The sequence below is a fragment of the Acinetobacter sp. genome, from assembly GCF_041919735.1.
In the GTDB taxonomy this organism is placed as follows: Bacteria; Pseudomonadota; Gammaproteobacteria; order Pseudomonadales; family Moraxellaceae; genus Acinetobacter.
In genome coordinates this window covers 20,688-39,760 of the sequence record NZ_JAYRTF010000003.1, presented here as the reverse complement: position 1 = coordinate 39,760, position 19,073 = coordinate 20,688, and the positions used below count along the sequence as shown (strand labels likewise).

The window sequence follows — 19,073 nt, the reverse complement described above, 5'->3', positions numbered from 1 at the left end:
GGCTTGCTTAAATTTACACTGCTTACAAACAGCGCTTAAATTTAGCGGGGCAGTGGAATATATTGCGATTCTGCATTCTGCTCCTGAGGTTTGCGCTCAGTAATAATCACATCCAGCGTCATGGGCTTGCCGTTGCGTTCCAGCGCAATTTGCACCATGCTGTTTGGCGCTTGCATCGCCACATAGTTGATTAAATGCGATGCAGAAGTAATCACTTCATTGTTCACTTTTAAAATCTTATCACCGCGCTTAATGCCGGCTTTGCCTGCAGGGCCGAGAGCCTGCACATCAGCAACAATCACGCCTTGCTCTTTCGGTTCAAACGCATCATTCTGCGCAACAGACTGAACGGTAATCCCTAAATAACCGCGCACGACACGGCCATCTTTTAAAATTGAATTCAGCACTTGCTGGCAGATCTTGGCAGGAATAGCGAAACCAATCCCTAATGAACCGCCGGATTGCGAGAAGATTGCGGTATTTACCCCAATCAGGTTGCCGGCAACATCAATCAATGCGCCGCCAGAGTTGCCCGGGTTAATCGCGGCATCCGTCTGAATGAAGTCTTCATAGGTATTGATGCCCAAGTCTGAACGGCCTGTTGCAGAAATAATCCCCTGCGTCACCGTCTGCCCGACACCAAACGGGTTGCCAATCGCCAAAACCACATCACCAACTTCGTTGCCGCTAAGCTTAAACGGCAATACCGGCAGCTGCGTCATTTCAATTTTAATTACAGCTAAATCCGTATCGGGATCTGTACCGATTACTTTTGCTGACGCGCGGCGGCCATCATGCAGCCCCACAATGATTTTGTCGGCCTGAGCAATCACATGGTTATTTGTTAAAATATAGCCATCTGGGCTGACAATGACGCCTGAACCCAAGCTGTTTTCATTCGGGTCTTGCTTCAATTGATCCGGCAGCTGATTGCCGAAAAATTCACGGAAAGCGGGGTCATTCAGCAAAGGATGATCCAGCTGTTTCACTTTTTGCGTGGTAAAAATATTCACAACCGCAGGCGCTGCCACTTTAACCGCCGCACTGTAGGACACCACACCGCCCGTGCGCGATGTATTGATCAACGGTTCTACTTTTTCTGCAGGCAGCTTCACCCCGTCAGGCATGACAGGCGCTTTAGGCTTTTGCAGCTGCTGCCAGCCTAAAAAGCCTAAAATAACGATAATCAGCAGCACCCAAGGCAACCACGTAAAACTCCGGCGCACAGTTCTATCCTCTAAATTATTATTTGTGATGACTCAATTATTTAAGTCATATTGTAAAGTAATTTTCCATACAGGCTTTAAAAAAAACACAGAGTTTTGTGCTGCTTTAGTTACAATTAAATGCATGTTTAAATAGTAAAAATTGATTTTTGAATTGGCGGACTGCAGATGGCTCAACTAAATGACATTATTCAATGGTGCAATCAGACCTTAAAGTCGCACGAATTTAAAGATTATGCGCCCAATGGCCTGCAGATTGAGGGCAAATCAGAGGTTAACAAAATACTGTGCGCTGTGACGGCTTCGCAAGATGCGATTGATGCCGCGATCGCGCAAGGCGCTGACCTGCTGCTGGTGCATCATGGCTATTTTTGGAAAGGTGAACCCTACCCGATTACCGGCATGCGCGGCAAACGCATTAAATCATTGATTCAGCATGACATCTCATTGGTAGGCTATCATTTGCCTTTAGACAGCCACCCTATCTTAGGCAACAATGCCGCCATTGCCGATTTGCTGCAGCTAGAGCGCATCGAAGCTTTGGATCCAAGCGAACGCAATCCTATCGGCAATATTGGCTTTTTAAAACTGCCGATGACGCCGCAGGAGTTCAAAGCCTTTGTGTCAGAGCAATTGCATTTTGATGCCATTCATTTGCCGGCAGATAAAACTGCGGTGCAAAAAATCGGGTATTGTACGGGCGGCGCGCAGGATTTTATCGGCAAGGCGGCTGAACAGAATTGCGATGCCTATATTTCCGGCGAAGTCAGCGAACGCACCTTCTATGAAGCCAAAGAACTCAATGTGCATTATTACGCCTGCGGCCATCATGCGACCGAGCGCTATGGCGTACAGCGCCTCGCAAAAGCTATTTCAGAACAGTTCAATATTGAGTATAGTTATTTCGAATTAAACAATCCGATTTAATTTAGTAGAAGCCTGCTTTTGGCATTATTCTTTATACGTATGCATTCGGGCTTTATTCTGTATTCTTATTTATAAGCAATGCGCAATTTAAGCCAAGAATCTATTACAATAAGGCTACTTAATGTCAAAACCCAGCAAAATGCAAGGAATTGAAAACATGACAACGATTACTTTACCAGCGTTACCTTACGGTTACGAAGATCTTGCTCCGCACATCAGCAAAGAAACTTTAGAATACCATCACGACAAACACCACAACACTTATGTGGTGAACCTGAACAACCTGATCAAAGGCACTGACCTTGAAGGTAAAACTTTAGAAGAAATCATCAAAGCGGTTGCTGGCGATGCTTCTAAAGCAGGCGTATTCAACAATGCTGCGCAAGTTTGGAACCACACGTTCTACTGGAACTGTATGGCTAAAAACGGCGGCGGTAAAGCAACTGGCGCTTTAGCTGCTAAAATTGACGAAGCTTTCGGTTCTTACGAAAAATTCGCTGAAGAATTTGCTGCTGCTGCAACGACTCAGTTCGGTTCAGGTTGGGCTTGGTTAGTTGCTGACGAAGTTAATGGTAACCTTTCTATCCTTAAAACTTCAAATGCTGACACTCCGCTTGCTCACGGTAAAGTTGCTGTGTTGACTATCGATGTTTGGGAACATGCTTACTACATCGATTTCCGCAATGCACGTCCTAAGTACATCTCTACTTTCCTTGAAAGCCTAGTAAACTGGGATTACGCAAACGCTAAATATGCAGGTCAAGCTGCTGGCGTTGAAAAATAAGATTAGCTTTAATCTTATTTTTTGCAAAAAATCACCCTTCTAGGGTGATTTTTTATGCATTAAATAAAACTAAAAAAATTGTGAAACATGGTCAGTGTATTGATCTTGGAACGTGATAAGCCTATTAAAAATTACAGATCAGCAGTTCTGGGGTTTTAATTAAAGCATAAGATATTGAAATAAATTAATAAATTTCGTATAGCGTGTATTATGTTAATTGTAGAAATATTACATAAAACGGGTGATTACAACGTTTGGTTTCTTCTCTTTTAGAATAATCAAACATAACCAATAAAATAAGCCTATGGATAATGTAAAAATTAAAAAAGATATATCAGTATAGATCGCCCACCATTTTAGAGGGATGTCTCCTCCCATAGAATTTACTGTTGGAGAAATTTCACCTTTAAAACACCATCTCAGAAAAAGGCAAAATGGTGTAGAGATAATTAAAGGGCTAATACAGATGGTTAATAAGTTGAGGCGGCTATAATGATTTAAAAGAATAGAGAAAATGAAACTAAAAGGTACGATCAAAATGCAATAAGCTAAATAAACAAGACTATAAGCTAAAAAGCCAAGAAAAATAGCGAAAAAGAAATCTGCATTTAAGCTGATTTTTCCTTCATGATTCATGAATTTAAATAAGAAATGAAATAAGAGTATTGGTAACGGAGCAAGTAAGAGGGTCTTTTTGATTTTTTCTTTTGAGTATTTCATTAACTTAATGTTCTTATTCATTCAATAAGCATATTACTACTATTAGTCTTTTGGAAAGAGTTAGTAAAAACTTCCGTTTAACATAAAGCCACTTATACAGAACTACGTAACGCAGTACTCTCCACATATTCGGAACTAGAACAGCAATCTAACGCAACTGTATTCATATCTATTAATCACTCTTCCAAGTATATACGCCAAAGTTTTCTGATGCCTTGTAATCCTTCCAAAAGCCCAAAAGAATCAATAAATAAGCAACACGCCAATCTTTGGATAATAAAAAAACATTTAAGCGCTTAATCCTCCATTTTTACTTGACCACCTTAGCTTTCATCCCTAAAATGCGCATCAGATTCTCCAATAGCTCAGTCGGTAGAGCGACGGACTGTTAATCCGCAGGTCCCTGGTTCGAGCCCAGGTTGGAGAGCCATCTATTCTTCCATAGCTCAGTCGGTAGAGCGACGGACTGTTAATCCGCAGGTCCCTGGTTCGAGCCCAGGTGGAAGAGCCAAGATTCTAAGAAGCCCAAGCATGATGACTTGGGCTTTTTTTTATGCACAAATAGACTGCCACAGACCAAACTGCTTAGATTTAGTGCATTCAGTTCATTTTAAAGCGCTATTATTCATTTTGGGCTTGACCCAACTGCCTGCTGTGCATAAAATCCTTTCCAGATTCTCCAATAGCTCAGTCGGTAGAGCGACGGACTGTTAATCCGCAGGTCCCTGGTTCGAGCCCAGGTTGGAGAGCCAAATTCTAAAAGCCCAAGCATCATGACTTGGGCTTTTTTTATGCATAAAAATAATTATAATGTGCTAACGTAATAATAATTCTAGACAATTAGAAATGTATATTCCACCGCCTAAAGCAAAATCCAAAGACTTCCTGCGCCTTAAAGCTATTGCTTATGCACTGCTGATTGTTGTGCTGCCCTGCTGCTTCTTTCTCTATACCTGTGCACCCAAGTCTAAACTTGAGAAGCAAATTGCGCATGCACCCGAACTGTTTGATCAATCCAGCAATGAAGAAATTCCAGATTCACAGCAGTTAATGATTCCAGCCAGTGCTTTCTCAGGCGAAACACTGCACATTGATGATCAAGGTGATATTTTGGCTCAATTCAAAGCATTGCCGCATTGGGAATCTCCGATTATGCGGGTACAGAATGATTTTGGTCAGCTCTTTATGCATTTGGATTTTGCAGGGATTCAAAATACACGTAAGGATGCAGAAATTTATGTTTTAGCTGTATGTCATTTGGGCAATCATCAAACGATTTGTCCTTTAAATACTTTATTTCCGCAAGAGCATGTGTATTTAAATGCATCAACGAAAGACAACACTGAATATCAAACGCTAAGCGGCTCTTCGGGCAAGTCTTGGTATTACTATGCCAAAGGTTATACTGCAGAGTACCTGATCAGCTCTCCCGTACAGGATGTTAGCTTTATTGCGGTTGCGTCCTTACCTCAAGACTATCAATCCAAATGGATCCGTTTGAGCACATCAACCCACATCATCAAGCACTCGCAAACTTCTTATTTTTTCCAAAGTCATCATTCAAAGTATTATAAATTTCTGCTGCTTCTACTCCCGATTATTGCAGGAATGATGTTTGTGCATTATCAAGGCTTCGAAAGTACACAAGTGCTTGCTCTAGGTATCCTCAGCTTAATCTTTTTTACCTTAAGCACATATATTTGGGATATGCATTATCTCGTGATTAGCTGCCTGCTCATGTCGCTAGCCAGTGTGTTTTATATTTATTCAAATGGATATTTCAGACTTATTTATCTGCTTGGCTTTTTAATGCTGGCTGGTTTTGCTTTGCAGTTCTATGGCGGTATGAACAAAGATTTCTTGATTAAAATTGGCATGCCTACCCTCATTGGCGTAGCTTTGTTATTTTCTAAATAATATCGAAAGATAAAATGGCAAGCTATGCACTTGCCATTTTCACTGCTTCCATTTACTTCGCGGTGACATTAAAGCTCAAGGTATATTTATAACGCTTCAGCTCATTGCCTTTATGGTCAAATGGCTGCTGATAATCTATTTTCAGCAAATATTGCCCTTTTTCAGCCAAAGAAAAATTCAAAACACCTTGCTCATCAGTGGTCACAGTTTTTAGAACCTTAGTATCACGGCTGTAATCCGTAGTCTGCACTAAAATTTCAGCATTTAAACCTTTAATACCCTGCTGGTTATCCAACACTTTAAATTGTATAGGCTGATTAACCTGAATTGCATTTGGATGAGTGATAAATTGCACATCAAAACCGTCACGTACTTGCGCTGCTGCAGCACTTGAAATAGTGCGTCGCGAAACAAAAGTTTCTATAATTTCTTGGGTTTGAACAGTTTTAATTTTTGCATTTTTAGCCAATTGTGAACGGTAAACCACATTCGGACTGATTGCTTTATCTACTGCAGGCTGTCCGCCAATTAAAGCTTTCCACTCTTTATTGACTTGCGCAAAACTGCTCATGTTGCCCGTCTTTTCACCGCGAATACGATAAGTACCATCAACCTTATTTTCCAAACTATAACTGCTCAGCGTTTGAGTATTTGACCAGTCTGTATCTTTTAATTCAATTTTTTCACCTGCAGGTGTATACACTTGAAACTTAAAGTTTTTAATGGCAATTTCAGATACAAAAGGATTGTCGTAGAAGCCCGATATAATCGCCGAATGATTGTTGAAGGTTTGATAACTTAAAGGCGCAATATAGGGATAATGCGCATATGCAGCAGAGGCAATCACCAAGCTACTGCTGATTAAGCTTAAATTTCGGACTAAATTCATGGTACATCATTCATGTAAAGTTTGATGAATTTTAGGAGCTTCGATCCATAATGTAAATAATTCTTATTTACTTAAATTTTAAAGGTATAAAAAATCCTCCTAATTAGGAGGACTTTCTTTCCACATTTACGCCGCTTTGACTGGCACACCACTGTGAAAACGGAACATATCATCTGGACTCAAAATGAGGTCTTTTTCAACTTCACGAATCCGCTCAATACGCATTTGAATATCTTCTTTCGGATTTTTCAGTTTTGAGGTGGTCGCAACATCCATCGCCAATGCCAAATAGTCTTCATAATGACGCGATTCAGACTTCAGCAAGTAACGGTAATAACGCCCCAGCTCTTCATCAACTAACGGTGCAAGCGCGTAAAAACGCTCACATGAACGCGCTTCTACAAAGGCGCCAACCACAAGAATATCAATTAAAGCTTCAGGCTCAAATGTACGCACTTCTTTACGCAATCCACCTGCATAACGGCCAGCGCTAATTGCTGTCCATTCCTGACCGCGTTTAGCCATCAACTCCAGCACCTGCTCATAATGCAGCATTTCTTCGCGCACCAGTTGAGCCAGCTTAATTTGCAAATCAGAAAAAAAACTGTAGCGGAACATGAGATTCATGGCCGTACTGGCAGCTTTCTTCTCGCAGTTCGCATGGTCCTGCATCAAAATATCTAAATTTTGCACAGCTTCATCTAACCATGCTTTGGGAGTTTCACAGCCTAAGAAGCTGATCACTGGCTTCATCAGCTCAGCGTAATCAAGATTTGACATAGATCTAAACTAAATAAAATTAACGTGCAGCTTTAATGGCTGTTTTCATACGCTGTACAGCTTGTTCCAAGCCCACAAATACTGCTTCTGCAATAATGGAATGACCAATGTTTAATTCATGAATCTGCGGAATTTGCGCAATTGGCATAACATTGTCTAGGTTTAAACCGTGACCCGCATTGACGATTAAGCCCTTAGATGCAGCATATTCTGCACCTCGAACAATACGTTCAAGCTCATGCTGCTGTGCTTCTGGCGTTGCCGCATCTGCATATGCGCCTGTATGCAATTCAATCACAGGTGCACCGCAGGCTACAGCTGCATCAATTTGCGCAATATCGGCATCAATAAACAATGAGACTTCACAGCCTATCGCAGTCAGTTCATGCGTTGCTTTTTTAACATCTTCAAAATGACCAACAACATCTAAACCGCCTTCAGTGGTCACTTCTTGACGTTTTTCAGGCACAAAGCACACATGCTGCGGCTGAATTTCTTTAGCAAACTCAACCATTTCCGCTGTCACCGCCATTTCCAAATTCATATGCGTTGTGAGCACCGGGCGCATGCGGCGCACATCATCATCCTGAATATGGCGGCGGTCTTCACGCAAATGCAGCGTAATGCCCTCAGCGCCTGCCTGTTCACAAATCTGCGCAGCTTTTACAGGATCAGGATAAGCCGTGCCGCGCGCTTGACGCAAAGTCGCCACATGGTCAATATTTACACCCAATAATGCTGCCATCATATTTTCCTCTATTACGATTGTGCTTGAGAATTCTGTATCCACAGCTGCCGGCTTTTCAATGGGCGGTCACCCAGCAGTGAACTGATCATCTGCCGGTACAGCTGAGACAATAATTGTAACTGTTCTGCATTAAAATCCCTACCCTTTTCATAATCACACATGGATAGGATGCGCTGCCCGGCAAGAGCGCTTCGGGAGGCTTGTGCTGTCGGCATAAAGCCATCGTTCAGCTGAAACAAATACTGCTGCTGTGCAGCAATTTCCTGCTGATTGGCATCCGTCGAAAAATCCAGCGAATAGCCTAGCTCTTCCAGCAGTTCATGTTCAAATTTGCGCAGAATTTGCCTTAAAAATAAATTGGCGTTGTCCTGCTGTGCCAAATGCTGCAGCTGCGCTAAGGTTTCGGCATATTGTGCATAGGTTTGCGGCATTTCAACTTCTAAAGGACAGAGGCGCAATAAAACCTCATTCAGATAAAACCCGGAAAAAAAGGCATCACCAAAAAAGAAAATTGGCTGATTGACAATCTCAAGTTTAGTGAAATTTTTAAGTTCAGATTTACCGGATGCCTGCAAGCAAATGGGCTGGTATTGCGGCGGCGGTGTTTGCCGTAAAATGCCGTCGACACGGCCATGCTCCTGCGTAAACAGATGCACAATATGGCTGCGTTCGCGGTATTTTCGATGATGGATTAAATAACCATGCAAAACTTCATTGCGCATGATTAAAAAAGCTAATCCTTGTTATTCTTTTTAGAGTCTTCACTCTCTTCATCATCTCCATCCGGAATGACGGCGCCCACAACGGCGGCGGTGCCTTTCACCACACCTTTGGTGGTTTTATAAGCGACTTTAACAGGAACAGTAACGATTTTAGTAATGCACCCTTGCAGAAAAATAACACATACTGCAATTGCCAGCACTTTCATCATTACCATTCCCTCTTAATCCAAATCAAGTTCAGCGTTAAATATCGCTATAACCCAAGCTTTTTAATGCGCGCTCATCATCAGACCAGCCGCCTTTCACTTTCACCCAAAGCGTCAACATGATTTTCTGTTCGAACATTTTTTCCATGTCAACGCGGGCATCCATACCGATTTTTTTCAGTTTAGCGCCCTTTTCACCAATCACAATGGCTTTTTGCCCTGGACGGTCAACGAAAATTGTAGCGTCAATGTAAGTGCAGGCTGCTTTTGGACGGCCTGTTTTTTCATTGATAGTCGCTTCTTCTGTCTTGAAGGATTCGATTTGAACCGTTAAATCATACGGAAGCTCTTCACCCAATTGACGCATGATTTTTTCACGGATCACTTCAGACGCCAAGAAACGTTCAGAACGGTCAGTCAGCTGTTCCAATGAATACAATGGCGGCTGGAATGGCAAATAATTTTCAATGGTATTGCGCAAGTGATCCAAGTTCGCGCCGCGCAGTGCAGACACCGGAACAATCTCAGCAAAATTCATTAATTTTGCGCGCTCTTGAATCAGCGGCAAAGCATGGTTTTTATTTTCTAGCGTATCAATTTTATTGATGACCAAAATCACCGGCATGTCAGCGTTTTTCAGCTTCTCCAGCACAAGCTCATCATTTTGCGTCCATTTGTCTGCATCCAGGACAAATAAAACCAGATTGACATCACGCAAAGCGGAATGCGCCGCGCGGTTCATCATTTTATTGATGGCGCGCACTTCTTTCTTGTGCATCCCTGGGGTATCCACAAAGACCGCTTGAGATTTTTCACGTGAATCAATACCGACAATTTTATGGCGGGTAGTTTGCGGCTTACGTGAAGTAATCGAAAGTTTTTGACCCAAAATATGATTCATCAACGTTGACTTTCCGACATTGGGGCGGCCGACAATGGCCACAAAACCGCTGCGGTAGTCAGAAGGGATTTCAGTGCCTTGAGAACTGAAAAATTGACTGATTAAGTCATTACTGTCGCTTTGCGACTCGTGATCAGCATCGTTGTGATCGGAATGAGTAGTCATTAAGACTTTTTCTCCAAAATTTCTAAAATATCTGCCGCTACTGCCTGTTCAGCAAAACGGCGGCTTGATCCTTCACCATATTTCACAGGCAAACCATCTACAATGCATTCCACTTTGAAATGCTGATTAGGCGCATCACCTTGAATATCAACCACTTCATAAACAGGTAAAGGTTTTTTGCGCGCTTGCAGATATTCCTGCAGACGTGATTTCGGATCTTTCAGCTGATCGGTTGGTTCAATATGATCTAAATATGGCACGTACCATTTCAGAACAATCGGTTCCAGAATTTTCAAATCCTGACAATCGACATAAATTGCGCCAATAATCGACTCTACGGTATCTGCAAGTATAGACTCGCGATGATGACCGCCGGATTTCAATTCACCGGTACTTAGAATTAAGTTTTGGCTTAATTTCAAGTCATTGGCGATTTTGCCTAAAGCCTCCTGACGCACCAGCGTCGCCCGCATGCGGGTCAGGCGGCCTTCATTCTCATGCGGATAGGCATGATAGAGATAATTGGCAATAATCATCCCTAATAATGAATCGCCTAGAAACTCCAGGCGCTCATAATTGGTTTTATGGCTCACCGATCGGTGGGTCAAGGCCAGCTGCAGCAACTCAGGCTGTTTAAACTGATAACCGATACGACTTGCTAAACGTGCATCATTTAGCTTGGACTGAGCTTTGATCAAAACTTTTCTCGAACTTCAACACAATATCTATATTCAATAAGAAAGGTTTTCTTATTTCATAATCTTTTTTCACTTGAATACCATCAATATTTGTCACTTGAGCCACATCGGCAAATTTCAGATCACGAATATTATTCATGTCTAAACGCCGATCCATTTCCTGGACAAATTTGGCAGGGCTTAGATTTTTCGGCCCATTTTGCAGCTGCTCTTCGATTTGCGTATCAAGCAGCCGATCATCCAAATACGGTCCCCAAACCGCAATTGCAACTTTGGCCATAAACGCACAGCCAATAACTGCAATTAATATCGCAATATACGATGCCCCTTGTTGATGTCGCATTTTTATTTTCCTAATGATGCATTAATCAATCTTGCCGTTACGGCTAAATGACGGCAATTTAAAGCCAGGCTCTTTATGCATCCATTTATAGAACGCACGGCCTGTTAAGTTTTCTTCAGGTACAAATCCCCAAAAACGGCTGTCAGCACTTTGGTCGCGGTTATCCCCCATCGCGAAGTAATGACCTTTAGGAACCTTCACTTCCCAATATAAACCATTTTCATTCGAATATTTACCATTATCCAAATAATTAATAAACGGCGCTTGACGGGCGATATTCACCCCTTCAAGTTCCCGCATGGTAAACGTATGCGTACCCAGAGTTTCCTTATGGTAAATCGATTCAGGCGTATCCTGCACATCTTTGGCGCGGCTGAATTCAACAGGAACTTTCGGCACTTTCTGACCGTTAATCGTCAGCTGGCCATGATCATAAACGATATGATCGCCCGGCAAGCCCACAACACGCTTGATGTAGCTGATGCTTGGCTGCGGCGGGTAGCGGAATACAATCACATCACCGCGCTCAGGCTCACCCACACTGATAATTTTTTTGTTGATGATTGGCAGGCGCACACCGTAATCAAATTTATTCACCAAAATAAAATCGCCGGTTTCCAAAGTCGGCACCATTGAATCCGATGGAATATTAAACGGCTCATACAGGAAAGAACGTAAAATTAAGACCACGGCCAATACCGGCCAGAAGTCATACGCCCATGTGATCATGACATTTTCATTGCCCTTGCCTTTTGTCTGCCGCTGTTTCCAGACCAGCTTATCCAGAAGCCACACTAAAAAGAAAATCAGTGTGACTGGTACAAGGATTAAATTAAAATCAAAATCCATGAGCGCAATATCCTCTCGTTATTATCTTTCTACTTTCAACACAGCAAGGAACGCTTCTTGCGGGATTTCTACACTGCCCACTTGCTTCATGCGCTTCTTGCCTTCTTTTTGCTTGGACAAAAGTTTCTTCTTACGTGACACGTCGCCGCCATAACATTTCGCCAATACGTTTTTACGCATGGCTTTCACTGTTGAGCGGGCAATGATCTGCGCGCCAATAGCGGCTTGAATAGCGACATCAAACATTTGACGCGGAATCAAATCTTTCATTTTTTCCACCAAAGCGATACCGCGGTGGCGGGCATCATTACGGTGGCAAATCATGGCCAAAGCATCCACTTTATCGCCATTAATTAGCACGTCTACCTTAACCAAAGATGAAGATTCGAAACGGACAAAGTTATAATCCAGTGACGCAAAACCGCGTGAGCAGGATTTCAGCTTATCAAAGAAGTCCATCACCACTTCCGCCATCGGAATTTCAAACGTAATCGAAACTTGGTTGCCCAGGAATTTCATATCTTTTTGCACGCCGCGGCGCTCGATGCACAGCGTCATCACATTGCCCAAGTACTCTTGCGGCACCAGGATATGGCACTCTGCAATCGGTTCACGCAAATCTTCAACCGTTGAGCCATCCGGCATTTTTGATGGGCTGTCGATATATTTGGTTTCACCGTTTTTCATCAGCGCTTCATAAATCACGGTCGGCGCAGAGCTGATCAGGTCTAAATCGTATTCACGCTCTAAACGCTCCTGCACAATTTCCATGTGCAGCATGCCCAAGAAGCCGCAACGGAAACCGAAGCCTAACGCATCTGAACTTTCAGGCTCAAAGAACAGCGCCGAGTCATTAATTTGCAGCTTGTGCAGCGCTTCACGGAAAGGTTCAAAATCACTGGCATCAATTGGGAACAAACCGGCATATACCTGCGGTTTGACCTTTTTGAAGCCCGGCAAAGTCGGCACTTCCGGTGTAGTCGATAAAGTAATGGTATCGCCCACTGGCGCGCCAAAAATATCTTTAATGCCGGCAATCACAAAGCCGACTTCACCAGCTTCCAGCATGCCAGTTTCAGTATGTTTTGGATTAAAAATACCAACAGAAGTAATAATGTGGGTTTGACCGGTCGATTTCACCAGCATCTTGTCGCCTTTGCGCACGCGGCCCTGTTTAATGCGGACCAGCGATACAACACCAAGATAGTTATCAAACCAAGAGTCAATAATCAGCGCTTGCAGCGGCGCATCACGGTCGCCTTGCGGCGCAGGAATCACATCAACCAGTGTTTCCAGTACACCCTCAACACCCAAGCCGGTTTTGGCTGAACAGGTTGGCGCATTGGTCGCTTCAATGCCTATGATTTCTTCAATCTCATGAATCACGCGTTCAGGTTCGGCTTGCGGCAAATCAATTTTATTTAAGACCGGCAGCACTTCCAGATCTTGCTCAATTGCGGTATAGCAGTTGGCAACCGATTGCGCTTCTACGCCCTGCGCGGCATCCACAACCAGCAAAGCGCCTTCACATGCTGCCAGCGAGCGTGATACTTCATAAGAAAAATCCACGTGCCCTGGAGTATCAATGAAATTCAGCTGATATTCCAGGCCATTGGGATGTGTATAGTACAAGGTAACCGATGTCGCTTTAATGGTGATGCCGCGCTCACGTTCCAGCTCCATAGAGTCTAAAACTTGCGCCTGCATTTCACGGTCCTGCAAGCCGCCGCACATTTGAATAAAGCGGTCTGCAAGTGTCGATTTACCATGATCGATATGCGCAATGATCGAAAAGTTACGGATGTTTTTAATATCAACAGATTTTTTAGCTTGCGCCATGGGCTACCTTGAGAAAAAACGCGCTATGCATGCAATTTGATCTGCACAGCAAAAACTGAATAGAAATTGCGGAGGATTATAGCAGATGGATTTTTTAATGTATCCATAATAATGAACTCCTTTTATGCATTAAACGCTTGCGTTCAAAGCTTTACTGCAGCATCACTGAAAATGCCCAATCATTCATGCCTCATAAGCGCTGAAATCTGCTGGATTTTCAGATGCAGGCAAAGGCTGATACGCTTGCGTAAAGGTGGGTGACATGCGTTTAGGGCGCCCTGTGGCAATTTCAACGCAAGCCCATTGCGTATTGCCGGCAAATAAAATGGCTTTGTCTTTGGGCCGGTAAAATACATACTGGCGGTATAAATAAAGGGCGCTGATGTCATTCAGCCAAGTGCGCAAAATAATTTCATCGCCTTCCATCGCCGCTTTGCGGTATTGCACATGATGCTCGACAGCCACCATGGCATGCTTCAATTCCAGATATTCTTTCAGCCCCAAACCGAGCGCATCAATATGCGCTGTGGCAACATCCTGCATCCAGCTCACGTACACCACGTTATTCACATGCCCCAGCACATCAATATGTTCCGGCTGCACAGTTAGTTTCATATCAAAAATACTGCTCATTTGTCCCTGCTGATTGGATGATTCATCGCCATACAGTCTACGGCAAATCTGCAGGCAGTAAATTGCAAAAAATAAAAAAACCGTTCATGCAGAACGGTTTTAAAACAAGCTATAAATATAAATGATTACTCAATACGCATGCCGACAATGGCGCGCTGACCTTCACGGATGATGGTCACCCGCGCCACACTGTTCTTTTTCAAATCAGTCACCGCAGCAATAAAATCTTTCGTATCATTGATTTGCTTATTGTTGATTTGCGTCACAACATCTCCGGGCATAATGCGCGCTTGTGATGCAATACCGCCGCGGCGCACATCTTGAATCAGCACCCCGCCTTTGGTATCCAGCTGGCGCAGTTCATTGGCGTTTAAATCACGGATGCTCACGCCCAAAACCGGCCCTTTGCTGGACGTCTGGCCTGCATCATTTTTAGCTGGCGTATCATCCGGCGCCGTGGCCAAAGTTGCAGAAATATTGCGGCGGCTGTCATCACGCAGCACTTCCAGCTGAATGCTTTGATTCGGCGCAGCGCGGTTCAAATAATTCAAGAGCTCTGAAGTACGGGAGATCGGTGTGCCATTGTATTTTAAAATCACATCCCCTGATTTAAAGCCCGCTTTGGCCGCTGGAGAATTTGGCGCCACCTGTGTAATCAGCGAACCTTCCGGCTTCGACAGCTTGTAGGATTCAGCCAAATTACGGTCAATATCCTGCAAGCTCACGCCGAGATAAGCGCGCGTTACTTTTCCGTATTTTTTCAATTGCTCGGCAACATCCATCGCCACATCAATCGGAATAGAGAATGACAGGCCCATGTAGCCGCCCGTGCCGCTGAAAATGCGTGAATTCACACCCACGACTTCACCGCGCTGGTTAAATAAAGGACCGCCGGAGTTTCCTGGATTTAAGGCCACATCGGTCTGAATAAACGGTACGGAGGTCTCGCCCATCATATTGCGCATTTTGGCGCTGACAATGCCCGCAGACGCAGAATAATCAAAACCGAATGGCGAACCGATGGCCAGCACCGGCTCCCCCACCTTCAGCTGCCCGACATTGCCTGTACGCAGTTCTGGAAAACCTGAACCTGAAACTTTCAACAACGCCACATCGGTACGCTCATCGCTGCCTACGACTTTAGCGTCAATTTCACGGCGGTCATTCAGCACAATCGTCACTTTAGTGGCATCTTCCACCACATGATGATTGGTCAGCAAATAGCCATCTTTACTGATGAAAAATGCGCTGCCATACGCGGTTTTTTCCTGCGGCATCTGCTGCTGAGGAATAATGACTTGATTGCCGAAAAAGCGTTTTAGAATTTCCGGCACCTGCTGCTGCATCAGTTCTTCTTGGCTGAGTTTTTTCACCACATTGACGCTAACGACCGCAGGGCTGACTTGCTCGACCAAATTGGAAAAATCGACAGGCGCAGCGGCATGCGACTGAACAGCAGCAACGGTAAATACCGCTGCATATAATCCTTTTTGCATAGACTGATTTTTCATCTTAAGCGTTCACTCAAATTATTGATGTTTTGAAATATGTTTGGTTTTAACATAAAGCATTCAGCTTAACCGTTACAATATGTTTGAATATATTCTTATAAACAGCCGCTTAATCATTCCTTAAAATTTGCCGCATTATTAATTTTATTCATCAAGCTGGCGCATTTTTGCTCTTGCCTTTTGTTCAAAAAAGCGTTGTCATTACCAAACTTTTTTCAAATTAGCTGATGGATATGTCTAATTTAGAAACAACACATCATTTTGATGTGATTATTGTGGGAAGCGGCGGTGCAGGACTGAGCTTAGCCCTATCGCTGCCGGATCATTTCAATATTGCGGTTTTAGCAAAATCCACACTGACCGATGCCAGCACCTATTTTGCTCAAGGCGGCGTCGCTGCCGTTTTGGATAAAACTGATTCGATTGAACAGCATATTGATGACACGATGATTGCCGGCGCGCACTTATGTGAGCGCGACGCCGTCAAGCAAACTGTAGAAGGCGGCAAGCCTTCCGTCGATTTTCTGCTGCAGCATGGCGTGCAATTTACCTTAGATGAACAAGAACAGCTGCACCTGACCCGTGAAGGCGGCCATTCGCAGCGCCGCATCATTCACGCAGCGGATGCCACGGGCCGCGCCATTTCAACCACACTGGTGCAGCGCGCCCAAGAAAAAGCCAACATCAGTATTTTTGAAAATTATATCGCCATTGACCTGATCACCTCGCACAAGCTGAACCTGAACGGTGAAAACCGCGCGCTGGGCTTATATGCGCTGGATGAAAAAACCGAGAAGGTGCATACCTTTCTTGCGCCATTTACTGCACTGGCCTGCGGCGGCGCAATGAAAGCCTATCTGTATACTTCCAATCCAGACATTGCGACAGGTGACGGCATTGCCATGGCCTACCGTGCAGGCTGCCGTGTGGCCAATATGGAATTCAATCAATTCCACCCGACCTGCTTATACCACCCGCAAGCGCGTTCTTTTTTAATCACCGAAGCGATGCGCGGTGAAGGCGCCTATTTGCGCTTGCCGGATGGCGAACGCTTTATGCTGCGTTTTGATGAGCGCGCTGAATTGGCGCCGCGTGACATTGTCGCGCGCGCAATTGACTATGAAATCAAACGCCTTGGCATCCGCCATGTTTGGCTGGATATTACCCACAAACCTGCGGAATTTGTCAAAGAACATTTCCCAACGCTGTATGAGCGCTTATTGGAGCTTGGCATCGACATCACCAAGGAAATGATTCCTGTGGTGCCGGCTGCGCACTATACCTGCGGCGGCGTTGTCGTGGATGAAAACAGCCAAACTGATATTGCCGGCTTATATGCAATTGGAGAAACGTCCTATACCGGACTGCACGGCGCCAACCGCATGGCCAGCAACTCACTGCTGGAGTGTTTTGTCTATGGCATGGCCGCGGCGAAACATATTCAAGATGGGTTGCAGCACGGCTATCAGTCACCGCAAGTTCCTGCTTGGGATGATTCTCAAGTCATGAACCCAGACGAAGACGTGGTGATTTTGCAAAACTGGGATGAACTGCGTCAGACCATGTGGAACTATGTCGGCATTGTGCGCAGCACCAAACGCCTGCAGCGCGCCCTGCACCGCATTGAAATGCTGAAACGCGAAATCACTGAGTATTATCAGGATTACCAAGTCAGTAAAAACCTGATTGAACTGCGCAATCTGGTGCTTGTATCGGAAATGATTGTACGCTGCGCCATGGAACGCAAAGAATCCCGTGGCCTGCATTACACGCTGGACTATCCGGAACTAGGCCCTGAACTGCGTAAAACCGTGCTGGCCCCGCCAGATTTTCAAGTGCAGTGCCCGCTGGTGAATACCGCGGATCATTCCGCGTAGCGCGCTGCCTGAATCCAAGTAAAGACTGCAACAAGCCGAATGAATATTCGGCTTTTTTTATCTCTGCGCATTTAATCTTGTAATCTTGCAGTCTAAATTCAACTCATCAGCCGCGATTGCTGCCTAAAAACTGTATCGATATAAATGCAGTCAATGACACTCCATCGGCTAAAGGCTGAGAGCCTTTGGTAAGCTCAAACATGGGAGATGCAGCTTCTTTTGACCAGCAGAAATGCCGATTTAAAGCGGCAATCTTGCTTTGAGTTTTATTCTATTTTGGGACTGTGCTTTAAAATACGCTGCTTGATCCACAGAAACAGCAGAGCAAAAGATTATTCTTGATATAACTAACTGTTTTAAAAAAATTACACTCTAATTAACAAAAATCTTCCACATCCACCTAAAAATATTGCCAACAGCATTCGGAAATACATACCCGATCGCAAAACAGCAGGCCACTGTAAACATCACAATGTGAGCTGAACTGATCGACAGGCTGAGATAGAGCGATGAAAAAATTGCCAGCCCCAGACCTAGGATTATGCCGCCTATTGATTAAAACAGTGCTGTTATCAAGCGTTCATACTGATCCATATCTCCCCCCCAATAAAGTAAAGCTATTATCTTGATTTAAGATCGATTATAAAAAGCCTCTTTATCTTATTCAGATAAGGCTGCTGAATGACTGTTTTAAAACACAGCTATTTTTTTAATTATTTTACAGAATCCGCAACGCACAGCAGAAATAATCAAATAAATGACCGATCAGCAAAACTGACATTTTGGCGGCAGTGCACATTTGTATTCAATCGAATGCGGCGCATGGCTCCATCTGATGCCGCGCCGCATGCTGCTGATTTTTTAAAGCTGATGTCTTCAAAAACTAGGCTTGCGCTGCCCGCTGCGGCGGCACGGAATAGGTTCCCGTTACATGCGCAACAGGCTCATCCTGCTGATTTTCAGAATAAATCCAGACTTCTCCCACAATCAGCGCTTTACCGATTTTGATCAGTTTGCAGACACCGCGCAGATTTTCTGCGCCCGCAGGCTTGCGCAAAAAATTAATATTCATATTGGTGGTCACCGCCAAACCGACTAAGCCGATCTCCCCCAAAATGGCGATATACATGGCCAGATCCGCCAACGCCATCATGGTCGGTCCAGACACTGTGCCGCCCGGGCGCAAATCATCTTCAGCCACGTGCCACATCACTTCAGCGCCTTTATTGCCCACCTCTTTAATGCTGCATTTGGTCAAACTCGGCGGGAAAAATTTTTCTAAATATTCAACAATGTCCTGCTTCGCGCTGGCCATAAAAAATCATCCATAACATAGGC

18 protein-coding genes and 3 tRNA genes are annotated in these 19,073 nt (G+C 44.2%); 7 read left to right on the top strand and 14 right to left on the bottom strand.

Annotation, left to right across the window (positions count from 1 at the left end):
* Positions 1 to 41: 41 nt before the first annotated feature.
* Positions 42 to 1,226, bottom strand: a complete 1,185-nt coding sequence (locus ACE3T3_RS02480; RefSeq protein ID WP_374663726.1) for a S1C family serine protease — start codon at positions 1,224 to 1,226, stop codon at positions 42 to 44.
* 168 nt (positions 1,227 to 1,394) lie between these two features.
* Here ACE3T3_RS02480 and ACE3T3_RS02475 point away from each other — a divergent pair, with 168 nt between their 5' ends.
* The 6 genes from ACE3T3_RS02475 (at position 1,395) to ACE3T3_RS02450 (ending at position 5,574) form a co-directional block, all read left to right on the top strand.
* Complete coding sequence (locus ACE3T3_RS02475; RefSeq protein WP_374663724.1) at positions 1,395 to 2,153, top strand: Nif3-like dinuclear metal center hexameric protein; 759 nt, start codon at positions 1,395 to 1,397, stop codon at positions 2,151 to 2,153.
* 157 nt (positions 2,154 to 2,310) lie between these two features.
* Positions 2,311 to 2,937, top strand: coding sequence for a superoxide dismutase (locus tag ACE3T3_RS02470; protein WP_005008780.1), 627 nt, complete (start codon positions 2,311 to 2,313; stop codon positions 2,935 to 2,937).
* A gap of 1,074 nt (positions 2,938 to 4,011) precedes the next feature.
* A tRNA-Asn gene (locus ACE3T3_RS02465) sits at positions 4,012 to 4,087 on the top strand.
* Between the two features lie 5 nt (positions 4,088 to 4,092).
* A tRNA-Asn gene (locus tag ACE3T3_RS02460) sits at positions 4,093 to 4,168 on the top strand.
* Between the two features lie 165 nt (positions 4,169 to 4,333).
* Positions 4,334 to 4,409 (top strand) — tRNA-Asn (locus tag ACE3T3_RS02455).
* A 94-nt stretch (positions 4,410 to 4,503) separates the two neighbouring features.
* The gene (locus ACE3T3_RS02450; RefSeq protein ID WP_374663722.1) at positions 4,504 to 5,574 is read left to right on the top strand and encodes a hypothetical protein; all 1,071 of its coding nucleotides are present in this window, start codon (positions 4,504 to 4,506) and stop codon (positions 5,572 to 5,574) included.
* A gap of 52 nt (positions 5,575 to 5,626) precedes the next feature.
* Here the strand turns inward: ACE3T3_RS02450 and ACE3T3_RS02445 are convergent, their stop codons facing one another.
* From ACE3T3_RS02445 to ACE3T3_RS02390, 12 genes are all read right to left on the bottom strand, one after another.
* Positions 5,627 to 6,463 (bottom strand): DUF4198 domain-containing protein, encoded by an 837-nt coding sequence (locus tag ACE3T3_RS02445; RefSeq protein WP_374663720.1) that lies wholly within the window; start codon positions 6,461 to 6,463, stop codon positions 5,627 to 5,629.
* 126 nt (positions 6,464 to 6,589) lie between these two features.
* Entirely contained in the window at positions 6,590 to 7,243 is a 654-nt protein-coding gene (locus ACE3T3_RS02440) for a tRNA-(ms[2]io[6]A)-hydroxylase (RefSeq protein ID WP_374663718.1), read from the bottom strand.
* Positions 7,244 to 7,262: 19 nt separating this feature from the next.
* Positions 7,263 to 7,988, bottom strand: a complete 726-nt coding sequence (gene pdxJ, locus ACE3T3_RS02435; RefSeq protein ID WP_374663716.1) for a pyridoxine 5'-phosphate synthase — start codon at positions 7,986 to 7,988, stop codon at positions 7,263 to 7,265.
* A gap of 14 nt (positions 7,989 to 8,002) precedes the next feature.
* Entirely contained in the window at positions 8,003 to 8,716 is a 714-nt protein-coding gene (recO, locus tag ACE3T3_RS02430; protein ID WP_374663981.1) for a DNA repair protein RecO, read from the bottom strand.
* A gap of 8 nt (positions 8,717 to 8,724) precedes the next feature.
* On the bottom strand, positions 8,725 to 8,922 hold the full coding sequence (locus ACE3T3_RS02425) for an NF038104 family lipoprotein (protein ID WP_374663714.1): 198 nt from the start codon (positions 8,920 to 8,922) through the stop codon (positions 8,725 to 8,727).
* A 34-nt stretch (positions 8,923 to 8,956) separates the two neighbouring features.
* Positions 8,957 to 9,985: a GTPase Era gene (era, locus tag ACE3T3_RS02420; RefSeq protein WP_374663712.1), complete on the bottom strand. Its 1,029-nt coding sequence runs from the start codon at positions 9,983 to 9,985 to the stop codon at positions 8,957 to 8,959.
* A complete protein-coding gene (gene rnc / locus ACE3T3_RS02415) occupies positions 9,985 to 10,683 on the bottom strand; it encodes a ribonuclease III (protein WP_374663710.1) in 699 nt (232 codons plus the stop codon). The genes era and rnc overlap by 1 nt, the downstream gene beginning before the upstream one ends.
* Positions 10,655 to 11,026: a DUF4845 domain-containing protein gene (locus tag ACE3T3_RS02410; protein ID WP_374663708.1), complete on the bottom strand. Its 372-nt coding sequence runs from the start codon at positions 11,024 to 11,026 to the stop codon at positions 10,655 to 10,657. The genes rnc and ACE3T3_RS02410 overlap by 29 nt, the downstream gene beginning before the upstream one ends.
* A gap of 21 nt (positions 11,027 to 11,047) precedes the next feature.
* Positions 11,048 to 11,875 carry a signal peptidase I gene (gene lepB / locus ACE3T3_RS02405; protein ID WP_374663706.1) on the bottom strand — a complete coding sequence of 276 codons (828 nt, stop codon included), beginning with the start codon at positions 11,873 to 11,875 and terminating at the stop codon, positions 11,048 to 11,050.
* A 21-nt stretch (positions 11,876 to 11,896) separates the two neighbouring features.
* Entirely contained in the window at positions 11,897 to 13,714 is a 1,818-nt protein-coding gene (gene lepA, locus ACE3T3_RS02400) for a translation elongation factor 4 (RefSeq protein WP_374663704.1), read from the bottom strand.
* Between the two features lie 183 nt (positions 13,715 to 13,897).
* Positions 13,898 to 14,347, bottom strand: coding sequence for an acyl-CoA thioesterase (locus tag ACE3T3_RS02395; RefSeq protein ID WP_374663702.1), 450 nt, complete (start codon positions 14,345 to 14,347; stop codon positions 13,898 to 13,900).
* Positions 14,348 to 14,472: 125 nt separating this feature from the next.
* Entirely contained in the window at positions 14,473 to 15,858 is a 1,386-nt protein-coding gene (locus tag ACE3T3_RS02390; protein ID WP_374663700.1) for a Do family serine endopeptidase, read from the bottom strand.
* A 227-nt stretch (positions 15,859 to 16,085) separates the two neighbouring features.
* Here ACE3T3_RS02390 and nadB point away from each other — a divergent pair, with 227 nt between their 5' ends.
* Positions 16,086 to 17,735, top strand: coding sequence for an L-aspartate oxidase (nadB, locus tag ACE3T3_RS02385; protein ID WP_374663698.1), 1,650 nt, complete (start codon positions 16,086 to 16,088; stop codon positions 17,733 to 17,735).
* An 883-nt stretch (positions 17,736 to 18,618) separates the two neighbouring features.
* Here nadB and ACE3T3_RS02380 read toward each other — a convergent pair.
* On the bottom strand, positions 18,619 to 19,050 hold the full coding sequence (locus ACE3T3_RS02380; protein ID WP_374663696.1) for a PaaI family thioesterase: 432 nt from the start codon (positions 19,048 to 19,050) through the stop codon (positions 18,619 to 18,621).
* Positions 19,051 to 19,073: the final 23 nt, after the last annotated feature.